At 40.1% G+C, this 17,387-nt stretch carries 21 protein-coding genes; 14 read left to right on the top strand and 7 right to left on the bottom strand.

Features of this window, described 5'->3' with window-relative positions:
* The 3 genes from ACFQ38_RS02650 to ACFQ38_RS02660 form a co-directional block, all read left to right on the top strand.
* The coding region (locus tag ACFQ38_RS02650; RefSeq protein ID WP_381479732.1) for a hypothetical protein at nucleotides 1-199 on the top strand (199 nt) is incomplete at its 5' end.
* A gap of 234 nt (nucleotides 200-433) precedes the next feature.
* Nucleotides 434-1,351, top strand: coding sequence for a cytochrome c oxidase assembly factor CtaG (gene ctaG, locus ACFQ38_RS02655; protein WP_381479733.1), 918 nt, complete (start codon nucleotides 434-436; stop codon nucleotides 1,349-1,351).
* 30 nt (nucleotides 1,352-1,381) lie between these two features.
* A complete protein-coding gene (locus ACFQ38_RS02660) occupies nucleotides 1,382-1,843 on the top strand; it encodes a DUF420 domain-containing protein (protein WP_336825678.1) in 462 nt (153 codons plus the stop codon).
* A gap of 71 nt (nucleotides 1,844-1,914) precedes the next feature.
* On the opposite strand, the gene ytvI is transcribed toward ACFQ38_RS02660, so the two are convergent.
* Both ytvI and ACFQ38_RS02670 read right to left on the bottom strand, forming a co-directional pair.
* Nucleotides 1,915-2,973: a sporulation integral membrane protein YtvI gene (ytvI, locus tag ACFQ38_RS02665; protein WP_381479734.1), complete on the bottom strand. Its 1,059-nt coding sequence runs from the start codon at nucleotides 2,971-2,973 to the stop codon at nucleotides 1,915-1,917.
* A gap of 156 nt (nucleotides 2,974-3,129) precedes the next feature.
* Nucleotides 3,130-3,495, bottom strand: coding sequence for a YugN family protein (locus tag ACFQ38_RS02670; RefSeq protein ID WP_336823003.1), 366 nt, complete (start codon nucleotides 3,493-3,495; stop codon nucleotides 3,130-3,132).
* A gap of 231 nt (nucleotides 3,496-3,726) precedes the next feature.
* On the opposite strand from ACFQ38_RS02670, the gene ACFQ38_RS02675 reads away from it, so the two are divergent.
* The gene (locus tag ACFQ38_RS02675) at nucleotides 3,727-4,806 is read left to right on the top strand and encodes a CAP domain-containing protein (protein ID WP_336823004.1); all 1,080 of its coding nucleotides are present in this window, start codon (nucleotides 3,727-3,729) and stop codon (nucleotides 4,804-4,806) included.
* Between the two features lie 26 nt (nucleotides 4,807-4,832).
* On the opposite strand, the gene ACFQ38_RS02680 is transcribed toward ACFQ38_RS02675, so the two are convergent.
* Nucleotides 4,833-5,648: an amino acid kinase family protein gene (locus ACFQ38_RS02680; protein WP_336823005.1), complete on the bottom strand. Its 816-nt coding sequence runs from the start codon at nucleotides 5,646-5,648 to the stop codon at nucleotides 4,833-4,835.
* A 76-nt stretch (nucleotides 5,649-5,724) separates the two neighbouring features.
* Here ACFQ38_RS02680 and ACFQ38_RS02685 point away from each other — a divergent pair, with 76 nt between their 5' ends.
* Nucleotides 5,725-7,146, top strand: coding sequence for a UDP-N-acetylmuramoyl-L-alanyl-D-glutamate--2,6-diaminopimelate ligase (locus ACFQ38_RS02685; protein WP_381479735.1), 1,422 nt, complete (start codon nucleotides 5,725-5,727; stop codon nucleotides 7,144-7,146).
* 64 nt (nucleotides 7,147-7,210) lie between these two features.
* Complete coding sequence (locus ACFQ38_RS02690) at nucleotides 7,211-7,654, top strand: YlbF family regulator (protein WP_336823083.1); 444 nt, start codon at nucleotides 7,211-7,213, stop codon at nucleotides 7,652-7,654.
* 103 nt (nucleotides 7,655-7,757) lie between these two features.
* Here ACFQ38_RS02690 and ACFQ38_RS02695 read toward each other — a convergent pair whose 3' ends face one another.
* Entirely contained in the window at nucleotides 7,758-8,669 is a 912-nt protein-coding gene (locus tag ACFQ38_RS02695) for a glycerophosphodiester phosphodiesterase family protein (protein WP_381479736.1), read from the bottom strand.
* Nucleotides 8,670-8,806: 137 nt separating this feature from the next.
* Here ACFQ38_RS02695 and ACFQ38_RS02700 point away from each other — a divergent pair, with 137 nt between their 5' ends.
* Nucleotides 8,807-9,079, top strand: coding sequence for a YlbG family protein (locus ACFQ38_RS02700; RefSeq protein ID WP_336823008.1), 273 nt, complete (start codon nucleotides 8,807-8,809; stop codon nucleotides 9,077-9,079).
* 12 nt (nucleotides 9,080-9,091) lie between these two features.
* On the opposite strand, the gene ACFQ38_RS02705 is transcribed toward ACFQ38_RS02700, so the two are convergent.
* Nucleotides 9,092-9,484: a DUF7147 family protein gene (locus ACFQ38_RS02705; protein WP_336823009.1), complete on the bottom strand. Its 393-nt coding sequence runs from the start codon at nucleotides 9,482-9,484 to the stop codon at nucleotides 9,092-9,094.
* Nucleotides 9,485-9,628: 144 nt separating this feature from the next.
* Between ACFQ38_RS02705 and ACFQ38_RS02710 the strand changes: the two genes are divergently transcribed.
* The 3 genes from ACFQ38_RS02710 to coaD are packed head-to-tail and all read left to right on the top strand — an operon-like array spanning nucleotide 9,629 to nucleotide 12,101.
* Nucleotides 9,629-11,044 carry a hypothetical protein gene (locus ACFQ38_RS02710; protein WP_381479737.1) on the top strand — a complete coding sequence of 472 codons (1,416 nt, stop codon included), beginning with the start codon at nucleotides 9,629-9,631 and terminating at the stop codon, nucleotides 11,042-11,044.
* 13 nt (nucleotides 11,045-11,057) lie between these two features.
* The gene (rsmD, locus tag ACFQ38_RS02715) at nucleotides 11,058-11,606 is read left to right on the top strand and encodes a 16S rRNA (guanine(966)-N(2))-methyltransferase RsmD (protein ID WP_336823011.1); all 549 of its coding nucleotides are present in this window, start codon (nucleotides 11,058-11,060) and stop codon (nucleotides 11,604-11,606) included.
* 9 nt (nucleotides 11,607-11,615) lie between these two features.
* Complete coding sequence (gene coaD / locus ACFQ38_RS02720; RefSeq protein WP_336823012.1) at nucleotides 11,616-12,101, top strand: pantetheine-phosphate adenylyltransferase; 486 nt, start codon at nucleotides 11,616-11,618, stop codon at nucleotides 12,099-12,101.
* Between the two features lie 47 nt (nucleotides 12,102-12,148).
* Here the strand turns inward: coaD and ACFQ38_RS02725 are convergent, their stop codons facing one another.
* Nucleotides 12,149-13,081, bottom strand: a complete 933-nt coding sequence (locus ACFQ38_RS02725) for a hypothetical protein (RefSeq protein ID WP_336823013.1) — start codon at nucleotides 13,079-13,081, stop codon at nucleotides 12,149-12,151.
* A 222-nt stretch (nucleotides 13,082-13,303) separates the two neighbouring features.
* On the opposite strand from ACFQ38_RS02725, the gene ACFQ38_RS02730 reads away from it, so the two are divergent.
* Nucleotides 13,304-14,350, top strand: coding sequence for a SepM family pheromone-processing serine protease (locus ACFQ38_RS02730; protein ID WP_381479738.1), 1,047 nt, complete (start codon nucleotides 13,304-13,306; stop codon nucleotides 14,348-14,350).
* A 1-nt stretch (nucleotide 14,351) separates the two neighbouring features.
* Here ACFQ38_RS02730 and ACFQ38_RS02735 read toward each other — a convergent pair whose 3' ends face one another.
* Entirely contained in the window at nucleotides 14,352-15,578 is a 1,227-nt protein-coding gene (locus ACFQ38_RS02735) for a nucleotidyltransferase (RefSeq protein ID WP_381479739.1), read from the bottom strand.
* A 121-nt stretch (nucleotides 15,579-15,699) separates the two neighbouring features.
* Here ACFQ38_RS02735 and ACFQ38_RS02740 point away from each other — a divergent pair, with 121 nt between their 5' ends.
* The 3 genes from ACFQ38_RS02740 (at nucleotide 15,700) to ACFQ38_RS02750 (ending at nucleotide 17,278) form a co-directional block, all read left to right on the top strand.
* A complete protein-coding gene (locus ACFQ38_RS02740) occupies nucleotides 15,700-16,230 on the top strand; it encodes a YceD family protein (RefSeq protein ID WP_381479740.1) in 531 nt (176 codons plus the stop codon).
* A 23-nt stretch (nucleotides 16,231-16,253) separates the two neighbouring features.
* Nucleotides 16,254-16,427: a 50S ribosomal protein L32 gene (gene rpmF / locus ACFQ38_RS02745; RefSeq protein ID WP_336823017.1), complete on the top strand. Its 174-nt coding sequence runs from the start codon at nucleotides 16,254-16,256 to the stop codon at nucleotides 16,425-16,427.
* An 86-nt stretch (nucleotides 16,428-16,513) separates the two neighbouring features.
* Nucleotides 16,514-17,278, top strand: a complete 765-nt coding sequence (locus ACFQ38_RS02750; protein WP_336823018.1) for an enoyl-CoA hydratase/isomerase family protein — start codon at nucleotides 16,514-16,516, stop codon at nucleotides 17,276-17,278.
* The last annotated feature ends 109 nt before the right edge of the window (nucleotides 17,279-17,387 follow it).

The raw sequence follows: 17,387 nt of genomic DNA on the forward strand, positions 1-17,387 counted from the left end.
TGTGGCATTGGCCCACAATCTACTGAAAGTGGCCGGCATCCGCGAGCTACTTTCAGTATTGAATGAGAAAAATACAAGAACAGGTGGCGAAAAACGATTCGTTTTCGCCACCTGTTCTATTTTAGGGACTTATTGGACAGCCCCTTTTCTTTTTATATTCATATCTATTTTTTGCATCGCAAAAGAATATTTTCTTTGATTGTAGGTAGTAAAATGCTGCGATACCAAGGGTTAAGGTGTGATGAGCATCCACTAAGCTTTACTTTATTCAATAGCTGTTTGTTGAAGCAAGTATAGGGACAGTAGTTTATTCGTAAGAAGCATTTTATTGGAATGGTATCTCTCTGTTTTGTCATTTGTCAATGTTCGTTCATTGTGTTACGACTTTGTTCGTTCTATAATGGAGAAAGAATTCACTAAAGGAGCGATGGCAATGATGCCTTTCAGCATATTTGGATTTCGTGCGTTATGGAGTCCTTATTTCTTCGTTACAATTGTTTTACTTACCATTCTTTATTTCCTATTAACGAAAAAATGGAGACATCTTTTCGAAGGCACTGAGCCGGTAACCCGTAAGCAGATGCAATCGTTCGTAGCGTCCATGATCCTTTTATATATCGTCAAAGGGTCGCCGGTAGATTTAATTGGACATATTCTATTCTCTGTCCATATGACGCAAATGGCATTACTGTTATTAGGTGTTGCGCCGTTAATGATCATGGGTATTCCGAATTTTATTTGGAAAAAGGTTTTTAGTGTAAAAATCATTGATAAGGTTGTAAGGCTGCTAACAAAACCGATCATTAGCTTACTAATCTTTACACTTGCATTTTCATTGTATCATTACCCAATGATCTTGGATTACATTAAATTAAGTGCGGTTTTACATGCTATTTTTACAATTACAGTATTTATGGCTGCATTGGTTTTATGGTGGCCGGTAGTGAATACAATGGACGACCATCCGCAATTGCATGGATTGAAAAAGATTGGTTATGTCATTTTGAGTGCTCTTTTAGTGACGCCTGCATGTGCTTTAATCATATTTGTAGATGTCCCTGTATATGAAACCTATAGCAGTGGAGAGGCATGGCTACAAGCGATGGCATTATGTGTGCCTGCCGGTACATTATCAGGTCTGTCCATCTCAGGCCCTGAGTTGTTTACGAATATGCCGACAGTATATGATCAGCAATTGGGCGGAATTATTATGAAGGTTGTGCAAGAATTGATTTACGTTGTAGTCATCGCAAAAATCTTTATTAATTGGTATCGGGAAGAACAATTAAATGCTGATGAAATTACTCAAAAAGATTTGTTAGAGAGACAAAAATTTGAAATGAACCGATGATCAAATTTTAGATTGAAGGGGTATTTATCAATGAGTGTTCCTATATTGCCTACAATAAGTACACTATTCATCGTTTTATCTGCGATACTTGTTGCCATCGGATGGAAACTGATCCGTGAAAAGAAAATAGAGGCTCATAAGAAAACAATGATTGCTGCTGCTTTTTCAGCATTGTTCTTCTTTATTATTTATGTTTCGCGAACAGCTTTTATTGGGAACACATCGTTTGGCGGACCAGAACATTTAAAAATTTATTATACTGTTTTCCTTATTTTCCATATAATATTGGCAACGGTCGGCGCAATTTTAGGTGTTGTGACGCTCTATGCTGGATTGAAAGACAAGCTTGATCGTCATCGAAAAATAGCACCAATGACGAGCATCATTTGGTTTTTCACTGCGATTACAGGTGTTGCTGTCTATTTATTGCTCTACGTGTTTTATAAAGGCGGAGAAACAACTTCCGTCATACGAGCAATTTTAGGCTATTAGTGTTCATTGTTTGTAATGGATAAATTATTGAATACAAAGGGATGAACAGCAAAGTCTGTTCATCCCTTTAATCATATTTTAAAATCCATTTTAATAATGCCTGCTTCACGTGCTGTATTGAACAGGATTACAATTAATGGGCCAATGAAAAAACCTAATACTCCAAATAGCTTTAACCCGATAAACATGCCGATAAGTGTAGGCAAAGGGGACAGACCAATTTGGTTGCCCATTACTTTCGGTTCTACTGTTCGGCGAATAATTAAAAGAATTGCTGCTAAAATGGCTAATTTTGTTCCCATAGCAATGTCGCCGCTAATAAATTGGTAAAGAGACCATGGAGCTAAAATGATGATGGACCCTAAAATTGGTATAACGTCTATAACCCATATGACAAATGACATGATGACTGCGTATTTCGGTGCGATAAACAGCAATCCAACGAAAGAGACAGCTAAAATAATGAAGCTGACTAACAATTGTGCTTTCATGAAACCGAAAAGGACAGAGTTCAATCTCGTCGTCATAAAGCGTACTCTTTCGGCTGTTTTCTCCGTCAAATGTCTATAGGCCATTTTTTTGAGCTCTGGCAGTTCTAACATAAATAAAAATAGTGCAATTAAAAAAACGATTAAACTAACTAAAAAATTTGGAATTTCAGCAGCTAACGATAGTATTTTATTATAATCCAATAGATCAATTAACGATTCTTTCAAGGAATTTAATACGCCATCGATTTCTTTTTTTATCGTTTTTTCAACGTCTTCCGGCATGCCTGATGTGAAATGAAACATTTTACTTTGTATATCAATCCAAACGCCTGATAGCTTGTTTAAATAGTTTGGAGCATCTTTCGTAAATTGGATTAGTTTACCGATCAGTGATGTCGTTATATAGTATATTGAAACCGCCACGACGGCAAGCACAAAAATGAAGACCACAATGACGGAAAGTTTGCGCTTCCATTTGAATTTCGTTTCTGTCAATTTAACAAGAGGTTCAATTAGCATTGCAGTCAATAAAGCTAAAATGATAGGGATGGAAACTGGCAATATGAAGATCAGAATGAATAGAATAATGAGGATGCTAATAAAGATTAAAAAATTCCGTTTTGTAAGCCATCTTGACAAGATAAATTCCTCCAATATTTTCATTAATTTCATTATAACCAAATTAGGAAGAATTGAATAGAAAAACCGGAAAGCGTTTCGCTCTCCGGCCTTCTCCTCTACATGAATCATAGGCAGTAAGGAAATATTTAGCTGCCTACCATTGGTCAATCGTATTTATTGGTTTGAAAGATATGGTTTCAGATCTTCCATGACAGCTTGAAGCGTCTTTTCGCAATCTTTTACAAGGCTTTCTGGGAAGTTTTCATCTTCACCATACTCAACGCCGTGCGGATAATAATGTTTGCCGATTACAGGTTTTTTAAGATGGATAATTGCATCTCGTGCACCTACATCTCCATCCGGAGTGTATCCGAATACACGCAAGTAGTATGTACCATCCTTGATAACGTATTTCTTATCAAATGTTACTCTTTCGTAATCCCATTGTCCGGCAAGTATGAGATCATGTTTTGACATGATTTCTTTTAGCAAAGACAAGTCAGCGACTACTTCTTCAATGCCTGTATTCTCAATATACATAAGACAACGTCCTCCTTCATGTTTCATCCAGTCGTGTGGCTATACTTCCTTATAATAGAACAAATTGAGGATAGTTGCAATGACAACATTGTGTCAACAATTTCGTGATCTTTAGGGTTCGCTATTTAAAAATGGAATATATAGACGAAGTAAGTATAAAAGATGACTTTTTGTCTTTACTTTATGTAAGGTGGATATGTAGATTTAAGAGGGGAAGGTGGTCAGGACATTATGAAAGTATTATGGAAAATCGTTGTCTTAGTAGTGATCCTTCTATTTTTGTTTTATTTGATGGATAGTAGGGTGAAGGAAAATGAGCCGCTTGAATCTCCAGTCAAACAGGGGACAGCAATTCCTTCAGAACTTAAAGACGATTTTCAAACAACAGCTCCTGTGCGGCCTGAAAAAGGACTCTCGACATATGTAGGGAAAAAATCTGAGTCGGTCATTGCAGATTTAGGAGAGCCTGATCGGATTGAGCCTTCCGCTTATGGATACGATTGGTGGCAATATTCAAGTAATGGTTATCTATTAATCGGAGTTCAGGACGGAATAATCAATCAAGTATATAGCTCAAGTGAACATTCTGATATGTCTCCCTTTAAAATAGGACAAAACGTTGAGGAGATTTTCCGCTTTTCAATTATTGAATCGGAAGTGAATGTCCCAATCGGAGAAAATAGTTATTCATTCAGTTTGAATAGTGAAGATATGATGAATCGGATATTAATTAAGTACGAAGATCTATATGCCCAAATATATGTTGATGGCAAAGATCAGATCATTGAGGGCATACGGTTTTTAGACGCTGAAACACTTGTAGTCCATCAGCCGTATGCAATGGAGTATACAGGAGAAATGATTCCTATACAGCAGCCTTCGTCTACATTGCAAATGGAAGTAGATCGAAGTATGGAAAGACAAATTGTTGAGCTGACAAATGAGTATCGCGAACATCATGAAATCAGCAAGCTGCAAACGGATTATTGGCTTACATCAGTTGCACAAAACCATAGTAAAGACATGGCTCTTGAAAACTATTTTTCCCATGAATCACCATCCGCAGGAAATTTGTCTGAGCGATTGAAAGAGGCGAAAATTGAGCATAAGAAAGCGGGGGAAAATATAGCGTCCGAGTATGTCGATGCAATTGAAGCAGTACATGGATGGCTAAATTCCCCGGCTCACCGAGATGTATTATTAGAAGAAAGTTTTACTCATATCGGAACAGGTGCATACGGAAAGTTTTATACACAAGTGCTCATACGTGCCAATAAAGAAGAGCAAAATCAGTTTAATCAAGAAAGTTGAAGATAAAACATCTTTACCTATACGTATTAATGGATTGAATTCTTGTTACTTTTGCGATCTGTTACTGCTGGATAAATCCAAGTACCCTCTTCAAGTGTTGCGATTCCTCTTATATAAAGGGGAATCGCTTTTTGCATCGCATACAAAGCTGCTCTTTTTTGAATGATCGGTCGATCTGTTTCAAGTAGAGGCAGCAGTTCATTGATAGCCATGTCAGATAATTTAGTTGTATTCTCATTTGTTCGGGGGTCTCCCGTCATGACACCAGGAACATCTTTGAAAAACTCAACATGAGAAACCCGCAAAGCGGCACCAAGAGCAATAGCGGTCAAATCGCTGCCTCCTCGACCGATTGTCATCACTTGGCCATTTTCATTAATTCCTTGAAAGCCAGGAATGACAACGCATCCGGTTTGGGACAGTGAATCGGTAATCATTGCTGGATCGATATCGACGATCGTACCGTCTCCGAAATTCCCAGCTGTCCAAATGCCTGCTTGGATACCGTGCAAAACACGATTCGGTACACCCTCTTGCTCCAACTCCGCGGAAATCACAGCGGCTGCAATCAATTCTCCACATGATGCAGCAAGATCGCTCGCTGCTTTTGACGAAGAAAAAGCATCGGTCAATTGTAACAGGCTGTCAGTGGAGTAAGGATCACTGCCCCTCCCAATTGCAGAAACGACAACGATAACATTTTGATGTTCTTTCAAACCGTTTTTAATGTGTTCAATGCATAATTTTCTGCTTTGTTTATCTTTCATGGCCACGCCACCAAATTTTTGAACAATCATCATAACTCCCAACTTTCTTCGTGACGTTCGTTTCATCCTTTTCATACGATAAAGTATGGTTCGCTCTCAATATATTCGCATTTTGTGAAAATTGTTCGGGAAGGAGATGGGGCATCTGTTATTGGCAGAGATCGTTAAAGACTGGCCCTGTACGGTGAATGGGAATATCGGGGTTTCGATCAAAGGGATTACGGAGCACTCTTCGAACGTCAAGGAAGGATATTTATTTGTTGCGAGAAAAGGGAAAAAAGATGATGGTTTATTGCATATACAAGAAGCGCTTGAAAGAGGTGCTGCTGCGATTGTTACAGATCGATATGCGTATTGTGCAGGTCAGCGGGAGGAAGTTCCATTCGTCTTAGTGCCTGATAGTAGAAGGTTTTTATCCTATGCTTGTGCAAAAATGGCAGGCAATCCTTCAAAGCGGTTGACTGTCATTGCAGTGACAGGCACGAATGGCAAGACGACTGTAACGCATTTTATTGGTCAATTATTATTAGCATTAGGAGTGAGAGTAGCAGTTCTCGGCACTACAGGTATTTTCGTTAATGGTGTAAAGTGGAAAATAGATGTGCCAGAAATGACGACATTGCCGCCTGAGTATCTCCATCCTTTATTGAAAAGATGTGAAGATGAGGGAATAACTCATATTGTAATGGAAGCATCTTCATTGGGGCTTTCGACATTACGTTTAGAGCATTGCGACATCGATATTGGAGTGTTTTTAAATTTAGGAATCGATCATTACGAAGAGCATGGTGGGAAATTGGCTTATTTTATGGCAAAGAAAAAATTATCCACCATGGCTGATCAATTAGTCGTCAATATGGACGATAGCAATTGTATAGCGATGGTAAATGATGCAACTGCGGAAATATACTACTTTAATGAGTTTATGGTGGCAAATGAGTGGGTTCCAGATATTCAGTTTTCAGGGGCTGTATTAGGTCGGCATAATAAGATGAATGCGATGGCGGCTATTAGTGTTGTGCGGTTAATGGGCTATTCATTATCCGAATTACTACCTTTCTGTCAAACGCTCGTTTTGCCGGCTGGACGGCTTCAAAGAATGGAAATTGGAGGGATCGCAGTTTATATTGATTATGCTCATACGCCAGACGCTCTTGAAGCTGTGCTTGAAGCATTGCGGACAGAATGGAAAGGAGGGCTGATCACTGTATTTGGATGCGGAGGAGATCGAGATCGGGGGAAAAGGCCGAAAATGGGGCAAATAGCTGGAAAGTATTCTTCATCGGTCATTATTACCTCCGATAACCCACGATCAGAAGATCCTCTTGACATAATGGATGAAATACAATTAGGCATTGATTCGGCCCGTGGAGTACAAATTGAAATGGAACCTGACCGGAAAGAGGCGATTCGGAAGGCGATTTTTCAGGCTCGAGAAGGAGATGTTATTCTAATAGCGGGGAAAGGTCATGAGGAGACGCAGCAAACTGCATTTGGAATTACTTCTTTTTCGGATTATAGAGTTGCAATGGATGCTTTGCTTGACAAAAATAAAATTCAACCAATTGAATGATACAGAATGGGTGCGCACCTTCCGATTTATTTGTTATGATAAGAATGAATGGAGGGAAAGCCCTATGATGATGACGGATGAATGGATATCCATCATTGAGGAAGCGGAAGCGCTCTCCGATATGTTACTTTCTTCGGAAATTGTGGCCGATTATAGAAGGGCGAATCATGCTGTCTATGCCGATAAAGAATTGGCAAACAAAATCTCCGAATTTAATAACATGAAAGAGCGCTATGAGGAAGTACAACGCTTCGGGAGATATCATCCCGATTATAATACAGTTATGAAATCGATCCGACTTCTAAAAAGGGAGATCGATATGATCGAACAAGTGGCCGCATTGCGGTTAGCGGAAAATGATGTGCAAGATTTACTTACGGAAATCAGTGCCATTATTGCCCGTTCCGTTTCGGAATCCGTAAAAGTCCCGAATAGCAATGGTTTCTTCGCAGATTCATCTTGTGGTGGCGGCTGTGGATCCGGGGGCAGCTGTTCTTGTTCTGCTTAAGCGTTATACTTCTATAACGTACAAAAACCGATTGAAGGCATCTCCTTTCAATCGGTTTTCTTTTGGCTATGCATCCCGCAACAATATGTATGCGGGGCGGTATTCAATTTTCTGCTTGATGCTGAATAATCGTTAAGGCTACTGATGGTGTTTCGGAAATAAAACCTGCTGCCCCGGCCTTTAACAGTTTTTCTATTTTGTCTTCCTGATTGACATCCTCATAATAAATTGGAATATTGACGTTATGGAGGAAGTTAATGAATCCTTCCGTATTAAGAGGGAATATCCCCATCTTTTCAGACACATTGAAAACGTCTGCCTTTGGATTGTACAAATGTCCAAACTTGCTTGTAAAAGCGGCATAAGCTTTTTTTACTTCATCGTTCCCGGCACCGATCGCTACTTTGTTTTGTGCGTATAAATTAAAGCGATCCGTCTGCTCATCGAATGTGCTCATGACGATGACACGATCTTGTGTGTTCGTTTCTTCGATCAATCGCCATAATTTGGAAGGCATTAAACTTCCTTCATACGTATCCGGTGAATCTCTCAAGTTTACTGCGATTAACAGCTGAGGGAAAGCGTTGACTAATTCTATCAATGTCAATATCTTTTCCCCTTTTCCACGAAATGGATACTGTCCTTCTTCATCCATATACATGTAGCCCGCGTCCGCTTTTTTTAGCTCATCCAATGTGTAATCTGATATTTTACCCGAGAAATCGGTCGTACGATCCGCCGTTTCATCGTGGAAAATTATAATCTCTTCATCTTTTGTCAATCGTATATCTACTACAAAACCATGCACGCCTAATTCAGCGGATTTTTTGAAAGCTGCCATTGTGTGTTCGGGCGCTCCTTCTGTTCCTCCGCGCTTCGCCAAAATAATTGGCTGGCTAAATTGCAAGGCGGTTTTATCGGGTCGCGGTTTCGGCTTTGCGACAACTTTGGATGCGGCCCATGCGGCAACACCAGCTGCGCCTACCGTAAGAGCCACCTTTGTTTTCCTTCCCATTTCCGGATCCTCCTATTCTATCATTCGTTCGAATCTAACCTCATTATAGGTGAAAAAGATAGCGCTGTCAGCAATGTTCGGTTGCGACTCTTTTCCTACCTATGGTATTGTATGGGGTAGGAAAAGAGGCGAAGAACATGATTGATCGACAAGGGATAATCGTTTATCTCCATCATTTAAAGCAGGCCAAATCATTACGTAAATTTGGGCATGTCCACTATATTTCAAGAAAGATGAAATATGTAGTCCTTTATTGCGATCAGGCAGAAGTGGAAGAAGTGATGCGTAAAATCGAGCGTCTGCCTTCTGTAAAAAAAGTTGTGCCTTCATACCGTCCATTTGTGAAAACGGAATATGAGAATGCTAAGCCGGATAAAGCGAAAGAATACGACTATAAAATCGGTCTGTAAATTATTCAGCGATCATTGCAGCGGAGGGAGCAAATGATTCAGGCGAAGTATGCCGATGATGTATTGATAAAATAATTTAACATCCGCAAACTCTGTTGAGTGTTTCAATGGGATGATAACCGGGTTTGATCCGCAATGAAGAGCGGCTTCTTCAAACAGCCGTCTCCGAGCCGGCACAGCATCCCCTTTTTGTTGGATGCCTTCTCTGCAAATATAAATGGGCATAAATTTACTTTCTCCAGCGGGACGGAAAGCGGCTGCCAATGAGAGGAACTGCCCGCTTTCGTTTTCATGAGTGAAGATGAACGTGCGATGTAAACGCGGTTGATTTGTAGTAATTAGTTCAATTAATTCATAGACGTCTCCATATCCTCCGCCTAATTCAATAAAAGTTTGCTGTAGCATGGATACACTGCCTTTCGTATTTTTAAAAGTTGAATGCGATAACGCAATCATCACGCTTTTTGTTCAATAGAAAGCGTTTGTTATAGGAATCATACCATTGTACATAATAACTATCATCTATCAAAGCGCATCGAGGTGCAGAAAATGAAATTTGCAATAAGGACAATCGTCCTTTTATTAGTAATCAATGTCGTATTAGTATATATGCAATATATCCAAATGGCAGATGCGTGGGATGCTCAGGAGAGTAAGGAGCATGAAGTATATAGCCAAGAGATAGAAGTAATCAATCGAGAACACTCTTTGGTCGTTCGGCATACATTTGAAAATTTAGGCCCGGAGCGGGCAGAAATCATTTGGCCAAAAGATAGTGTGAACCGTAAATGCGATACAGAGAATGATGCTTCCTGTTCAAGGCTGAATGAAAGTTTAATCGCTTTTTCCAAAGGGGAAGAGGAGACTCAATCTATTACATACGAAATCCCGAAAAAAGCAGCGAACAAGGATACGATGTTTTTTCAAGAGCCATTTGCAGCGATTCGGAATGCACTGCCTGAAACGACAACAATGCACTTGACAGATGAAACAAACTCTGGCGGCATTTGGATTAGCGGATTAAATTGGATCGGCACTAAGCAGATGGAAATGATTGAGTACTCATTATACAAGGGAGATGGACAAATAACCGATCTTTATTGGCAAAAAGAAGTATTGCCAATTGCTTATAAAGGCAATGCGTTAACTGTCTATGGACAAAACCTTGACGGAGAAAGTTATGAAGGCATCGACCAACTGCTCACTTCTTTCAACGTCCCGAATTTAACTGTTGTTCAAAGAAATAGAGCAAAGGATTTGCACTCGGATCGATTTGTTATTACAGGACAGCCACCTCAGGAGAATGAAACACCTTTGCTGAAAAAAGCGATCCGTTTCCGCTATACAATACCTGAAAATGAAATACTTACTGGGGAAATCGCTGCTTCCATTCTTAACGGTTCTCCTGTAGGCACTGAAAAAACAAAGAAACTGTTTACCGATTTAACTGCCGGAATGACGGATGAAGAAATGGTCTCGTTACGTGAGTCATTGCAAAGCAAACCGATGGGCGCTCGCTTACATGCCGCAATGTTAGATGAAGCAATCGGTAAAGTAGCTGATATGAACACATCTTTTATCCGCAACAATTTACAAGGGTCATTTCCATTTCTATTTGAAGATCCTCGCCAGATAATTGTCGGCGGAGAGCCGAAAGATAATATTGCTTCCATTCTAAAAGATGGAAAGAAATACTATCCAGCGAAGGAGCTCTTTGCACAATTCGGATATGACGTAACGTCCAATGACAGGTCATTATACGTGCAAAACGACGATGAAATGTATCGGTTTTCATTACGAGACCCATTTTATGTTCATGAAGATAAAAAACATACAGTCACTTCAATGCCTTACGAAAAAATCGGCGGACGCTATTATTTTGAAGAAAATGCTTTAAGGCGCATATTCCATTTAATCGTGCAAGAAAAACAGGATTCGATCGTCATTGAACAAACAGTGATCTAAGGAGTGGGAATTTTTGAGAGTTGTTTCAGGAAGCCGGAAAGGTACACAGTTAAAATCGTTGACAGGCAATTCGACGAGACCTACATCGGATAAAGTGAAAGAATCGATTTTCAATATGATCGGCCCTTATTTCGATGGGGGAGTTGTCGTAGAATTATTTGGCGGTAGCGGCTCCCTCTCAATCGAAGCTTTATCTCGTGGTATGGATACTGCTTATATTTTTGAAAAAAACAATAAGGCATGTGCCATTATTAAAGAAAACATCGAGAAATGCAGATTTACAGAATTTGTACATATTTTTCGGAATGACGCAAAGCATGCCGTGAAAACATTGCAAGCATCGTCCGTTGCGATTGATTTGCTTTTCGTTGATCCGCCATATGCAAAAACGGAATACTACAACTTTGTTATGGAAATGTACGAAGCCGGATTGTTGAATGACAATGCAATCATTGTCTGTGAGCATGATAAGCAATTAACCTTGCCGGAAAGTTATGGACCGTTCATAAAAGAAAAGAACCCAGTTTACGGGAGCAGTGCAATATCCATCTATATGAAATGAGGTTGCAATATGTCTAAAATTGCAGTAGTACCAGGAAGTTTTGATCCAATTACGAATGGCCATCTCGATATTATCGAAAGGGCGGCTAAAGTGTTTACTGAAGTTCGTGTGGCGGTTATGAACAATTCATCCAAGAATCCATTATTTACTGTAGAAGAGCGAATTGAGCTAATCCGAGAGGTGACCGCAAAGTTCGGAAATGTGCAAGTTGAATCATCATCCGGTTTGTTAATGGATTATGCCCATAAAGTAGGTGCGTCAGCTATTGTTCGTGGGCTAAGGGCTGTTTCTGATTTTGAATATGAGATGCAAATCACATCAATGAACCGTATGTTAGACGAGAGCATTGAAACATTTTTCGTCATGACGAACAATCAATATTCTTTTTTAAGTTCAAGCATTGTAAAAGAAGTTGCTCAATACGGAGGAGATATTTCAGCGCTTGTTCCTCCTGTCGTACAGCATGCTTTAAATGACAAATTCAACAAAAAATAAAAAGTAGAAGGCTGTCCGGAAAAGCTGTAATATTCCTGATAGCCTTTTTACATGAACAGATAAAGAATAGCAGGAACGGCGACTACGCTCCATATCCGGCTGAAGACATAAGGCATGAGCGGCGTATTTACGGATTTAGCAATAACAAATACTTGCAAATGAATACTTAATCCGTTCAGAGAGATAATAGAAGCGATAAGATAAGGGAATATCGGGTAATTGTAAAAATGATCCGTTGCCGATTGGACTCCTGAAGTCATTTCGAAAATGGAGAGAACAATTGTTTTTGCGATTCCTAAGTCGACGGTGAATGCAGTTGAAGCAGCGGTTGTTAGTACATTTCCTAAGGATGAAAAAAATATGACAGTCGTAGCTACTAAAATAATGACGCCGGAACTTTCTTTAATTGCTTCTAACAAAGGGGCACTTTTCGTTTTCTTTTCCAAGTCAATGTTTTTTTGATCGCGTTTTCCTTTATTGTTTTTTAATAACAATAGAGTGAGGCAAAAGAATAGCAAGTTTGCAATATGGATGGCGAGTAGCAATTTCCAGCCTGATAACGGATTGTCAAACAATTCAGTACCGACGAATCCTAAGATAAACATAGGCCCGGGAGCATGACAAGCCGCTAATAGAAGGCCGCTTTCCCGGCGAGATAATTCACCGTTTTTCACCATTTCCGTAATGGTAACTGCTCCGACTGGAAAACCGCCGAAAGAGCCCAATACATAGGCTTTTGAATAGCGTTTCCATCTTTTTGCCGTTGGATTCCTTACAGGCATTTTCAATAGCCATTGGGTCAGAATGATATATGGTAGCAAATATGGCAATAACGCATGTAAAAATAAATAGGCACCAGCTTCAGCTCCATCATGTGCAACGCCAGGCTGTAATATGAATAATATGATCATGCCCCAAATAATGATTAAATTGACCATGGAACTTTCACAAGCATGAAGGCTGCTAAGGTATTCATGCATAGACTCCCTTCAACAATTGTTTCGATAACAGGAAAATCCTTTATTACATTTTTTTCTGATGGTACACTATTAAAAAGTGATTAGGTTAATTGTGGAAAAGCACATATTTGGCACATCAATGGTATGCTGCGATCGGTCAATCGATCTTTACGCCTCCGCTTTTCTATTGCCCACTTATATATATGTTCAGACAGTACAGGCTATTAATGGAGGTGTATGAAAATGAAAATGAAAAGGCTTGGACTCATTGTTGCTATGCTTGTCATCGCATCTTTTTTATTTCTTTATCCGCTAAATTACTACATATCAAAACCTGGCGGAGCATACGATTTAGCGCCAATTGTAGAAGTTGTTGGTGGAGATCAAGACGATGAAGGAACATTCAGCTTAATGACGATAGCGATTACAAAAGCAACACCTTTCTCTTATGCGCTATCCAAATTTTCCGATCGGATGAAAGTTTTACCGATCAATAAAGTGCGGAGGGAAGGTGAGAATGAGAAAGAATATAATATCCGTCAATTAAAGATGATGTCCGATTCTCAATTCAACGCGATTACAGTCGCTTTTGAAAAAGCGGGCATTCCAGTAGATGTTCGATATGATGGAGTATTTGTCGTAAGAGTGCTTCCAGAAGGAGCGGCAGATGGAAAGTTGGAAGCGGGCGATAAAATTAGGAAGATAGACGGGTCGCCCCTCAATGAGCAAGGGCAATTCGCTTCACTCATTGCAACCAAAAAAATTGGCGATATCGTTGATTTAACAGTTGAAAGAGAAGGAGACACGATTGAAGTCCCTATTCAATTAGCTGAACTGCCGAACTCAAATGGCAGGCCAGGGTTAGGTATTGAATTTCAGGAAGATCGCGAGTTAAAGACCGACCCGGAAGTGAAATTCCAAACTGCCGAAATCGGAGGTCCTTCTGCGGGACTCATGTTTACGCTTGAAATTATGGATCAGCTTTTAGATGAAGATTTGACGAGAGGCTATAACATAGCTGGTACTGGTGAAATGTTGCCAGACGGAACGGTTGGTCGTATCGGTGGAGCGGATTTCAAAGTGATGGCTGCTGATAAGCAAGGGATTGAAATCTTTTTCGCGCCGGATGATGAATTAACAGATGAAATTAAAAAATTGAATCCAGGCATTATGAGCAACTATGAAGAAGCGGTAAAGGCGGGAGAGAAAATAGGCACGAAGATGAAAATCGTGCCAGTGAAGACAGTGGATGATGCGCTGAATTATTTACGTCAATTGGAAGAAAAATAATTTATTTACCTATGATCGGAGGGGATGAATAGTCCTTTCCGATTTCTATATGACCTTTGTTGTTAGCTGTGCCAATTGCATAAATATCAGAAGCAGTGCAGTCCATTTGAAGAGAAGGGTCTTTTATAGCTGCGACTTTACTAACGACTGGCAAAGAAAAATTCTTTTTTTGCTCATGTAAATAAGAACGCCCTTTTTGGCTCATACCTAAAAGGCGTAAATAAGATGGCATCTCCATTTGCTCTCTCATTTCATATGTGAATCCGTTTAAAATGTGGACCAGCATTCGTTGTATGCGTGTCCACGTATATCGTTTTGATTTTACTGTTGACATGAAATCCTCAAACGTATCGCTTTTTTGTGCAGCCTTAAAAAACAAGTTTTCAATTCCTTCGGTCACATCTGCGATTGAACGCAAACGTTCAGGGCCATCTCTTAGAATGATGAAGCGCAGCTGCGGATAGAAGGTTTGCCAGCTACCAAATGATTTTCCTGTCGTTTGCCAACGCTCCAATAGGTTATTTGTAATGGGGGGGATGAAGCCTGTAACCTTACTTAGTGCTGCTGTTTCAAAAAATGATTTCCGGATGCCAGTTGCGCTTGCGATGCGTTTGCCTTCTTCAGCGTCATCGTGGTAATTGGCTCCCATTCTTTTAATTGTCACAGCTTTCATATTAGAACGAATGTCTTCGGCAGCTTTCATGTAGTGAAAGCCTAAAATATTATTCGGCTTCGATAAATCGGCAAGTTTCACATTCGCTTTTGTATCATTGCTCACAGCTGCATAAGCTTCGTTTAAGGCTTTTGGATAGCTTATGCCTGCAGCTACCGCTTGTTTTACTGCTGCTTCGTATTGTTCTTCGGTTTCTGATAGCAACGTCAGGCTGTTCGTAAATGCATCGATGCTTCCTTCTTCGCTGCCGAAGCAAAATGCATCGCAACCCGCAGCTTGCAGCAATTGGACAGCTCCTTTGGCGAATAAAGGGGCATGAGCTGTCGCAAACCGATAAGGCAATTCAAAAACGATATCGACATTTGAAGACAATGCCATTTGCGCCCTTGCCCATTTATCGACAAATGCAGGTTCTCCCCTTTGCAGGAAATTGCCGCTCATTACGGCGATGACAAGATCGGCTTCGGTTGTAATTTTTGCCTGTTCAGCATGATATACGTGGCCGTTATGTAAAGGGTTATATTCGACAATGATCCCTGTAGCTTTCAATTTCATCACCCCTTCGTTATAATGTAGTTTAATTATAAGTTAGCACCGTTTGGGTGACAAGAAAATATCTTGACATCCCTTTTTAACCATTATATAATCAACAGTGTTGTCTTGAGGTGATGTAGACATGAAATGGTCCATTCATCAATTACAGAAATACAGACAAGGTGCGATGCCGCTTGACGAAGTGGTCGACCTTGCAGCCGTTAAAAAACGGAATCCGGAAATCCGGGATATTCAGCCTGTTCATGTTACTGGCAGTTGTGTCATTGGCTCCAAAAAATTGACTTGTCATTTTCGATTGGAAGGGAAGATGGTATTACCGTGTTCAAGGACATGGGAAGACGTCGATTATCCTTTTGTAATTGAAACCGATGAGCAATTCAGTTGGGACGAGACAATCCTATCGGCGGATGATACGATTCATCCTGTCATTGGGGAAGTCGTAGATCCAACGCCTGTTTTTGAAGAACTTATTCTTTTAGAAGTGCCTTTGCAAGTTTTTAGCGAAAAAGCGAAAGAAATGACTAAGGCAGAAGGTAAGGGCTGGTCCTACACGACTGATGAGGAATATAATGCACAGCAGCAAGAGAAGGGTCAGAAAGTGGATCCGCGGCTTTCAAAGTTAGCGAACTTTTTTGATTCTGACAAGGAATAGGTAATTATAAGGAGGTGCCCCAAATGGCAGTACCAAAAAGAAGAACTTCTAAAACATCAAAAAGACTTCGCCGTACGCATTTTAAATTACAAGTACCTGGTATGACAACTTGTGAAAACTGCGGCGAAATGAAATTGGCACACCGCGTTTGCAAATCTTGCGGTCATTACAAAGGAAAAGACGTTGTAGGCGAATAATCAAGATTCGGCTATAAATGAAGACCACTTAGAGACCATGGCTCTGGTGGTCTTTTTTACATACAATCCGTTGGGGAGGGGTTATTATGGTATATAAAATTGAAATTAAACACCAGATTGCTATTTTCACAATTGATCGGCCAGAAATGAGAAATGCGATTAATAATGAGGTCATGGAAGGCTTAGAGTCATTTTTGGATCAAATCGAACATGACAAAGAAGTTGCGTTTGCTGTCATTACTGGAACAGGGAATAAAGCATTTTGTTCTGGCGGAGATTTATCGGAGTTTCATAGTTTCATGACTGCTCAAGAGGCATTGCCGATGCTAAGTAGGATGACGGGTCTTTTATATCGTATTGCAACGCTTCCAATGCCTGTTATCGCTCTTTTGAACGGGACAGCAGTCGGAGGGGGCTGTGAAATTGCAACAGCTTGTGATTACCGTGTCGTTTCTTCTACCGCTCGTGCAGGTTTCATTCAAGGAACGTTGAATATTACGAGTGGTTGGGGTGGTAGTACACTGCTATTAGAGAAAATGGGCAGACAAGATGTTTTCATGCGATTTTTATCTGAGGCGAAAATATATAATGCTCAAGAGCTTGAGTTGATCGGTTGGGCGACGCACATCTATGAAGGGGATATACAAGACGGGCTGCAGCATTTCCTTGCCGACATGAAGCACATTCATCCATCGGTTCATAGGGCATATAAAAAAGTTGCGATCCGGAGCTATGAAATCACGGATTTAAAAAGCAGAATGATGGAGGAAGCTGAACAATGCGCGATTCTTTGGGAGAGCGAAGCGCATCATCAAGCTGTCGCTTCATTTCTATCTAAAAAAAATAGATAGTACTACAACGACTATTAAAGTAATTCAGATAAATAGTTGAAAACGGTTTCATATATCGTATACACTATAAGTGGGTGGGAGTTCACTTTAAACAGCTTGGGGGTATTGA

This window comes from Sporosarcina contaminans, from assembly GCF_042679045.1.
Classification (GTDB): domain Bacteria; phylum Bacillota; class Bacilli; order Bacillales_A; family Planococcaceae; genus Sporosarcina; species Sporosarcina contaminans.

Coding starts and splice junctions, on each gene's coding strand:
- ctaG (WP_381479733.1), top strand. CDS start 434: ATGATGCCTTTCAGCATATTTGGATTTCGTGCGTTATGGAGTCCTTAT.
- ACFQ38_RS02660 (WP_336825678.1), top strand. CDS start 1,382: ATGAGTGTTCCTATATTGCCTACAATAAGTACACTATTCATCGTTTTA.
- ACFQ38_RS02670 (WP_336823003.1), bottom strand. CDS start 3,495: ATGTATATTGAGAATACAGGCATTGAAGAAGTAGTCGCTGACTTGTCT.
- ACFQ38_RS02675 (WP_336823004.1), top strand. CDS start 3,727: ATGAAAGTATTATGGAAAATCGTTGTCTTAGTAGTGATCCTTCTATTT.
- ACFQ38_RS02680 (WP_336823005.1), bottom strand. CDS start 5,648: ATGAAAAGGATGAAACGAACGTCACGAAGAAAGTTGGGAGTTATGATG.
- ACFQ38_RS02690 (WP_336823083.1), top strand. CDS start 7,211: ATGATGATGACGGATGAATGGATATCCATCATTGAGGAAGCGGAAGCG.
- ACFQ38_RS02695 (WP_381479736.1), bottom strand. CDS start 8,669: ATGGGAAGGAAAACAAAGGTGGCTCTTACGGTAGGCGCAGCTGGTGTT.
- ACFQ38_RS02700 (WP_336823008.1), top strand. CDS start 8,807: ATGATTGATCGACAAGGGATAATCGTTTATCTCCATCATTTAAAGCAG.
- ACFQ38_RS02705 (WP_336823009.1), bottom strand. CDS start 9,484: ATGCTACAGCAAACTTTTATTGAATTAGGCGGAGGATATGGAGACGTC.
- ACFQ38_RS02710 (WP_381479737.1), top strand. CDS start 9,629: ATGAAATTTGCAATAAGGACAATCGTCCTTTTATTAGTAATCAATGTC.
- coaD (WP_336823012.1), top strand. CDS start 11,616: ATGTCTAAAATTGCAGTAGTACCAGGAAGTTTTGATCCAATTACGAAT.
- ACFQ38_RS02725 (WP_336823013.1), bottom strand. CDS start 13,081: ATGCATGAATACCTTAGCAGCCTTCATGCTTGTGAAAGTTCCATGGTC.
- ACFQ38_RS02730 (WP_381479738.1), top strand. CDS start 13,304: ATGAAAATGAAAAGGCTTGGACTCATTGTTGCTATGCTTGTCATCGCA.
- ACFQ38_RS02735 (WP_381479739.1), bottom strand. CDS start 15,578: ATGAAATTGAAAGCTACAGGGATCATTGTCGAATATAACCCTTTACAT.
- ACFQ38_RS02740 (WP_381479740.1), top strand. CDS start 15,700: ATGAAATGGTCCATTCATCAATTACAGAAATACAGACAAGGTGCGATG.
- rpmF (WP_336823017.1), top strand. CDS start 16,254: ATGGCAGTACCAAAAAGAAGAACTTCTAAAACATCAAAAAGACTTCGC.
- ACFQ38_RS02750 (WP_336823018.1), top strand. CDS start 16,514: ATGGTATATAAAATTGAAATTAAACACCAGATTGCTATTTTCACAATT.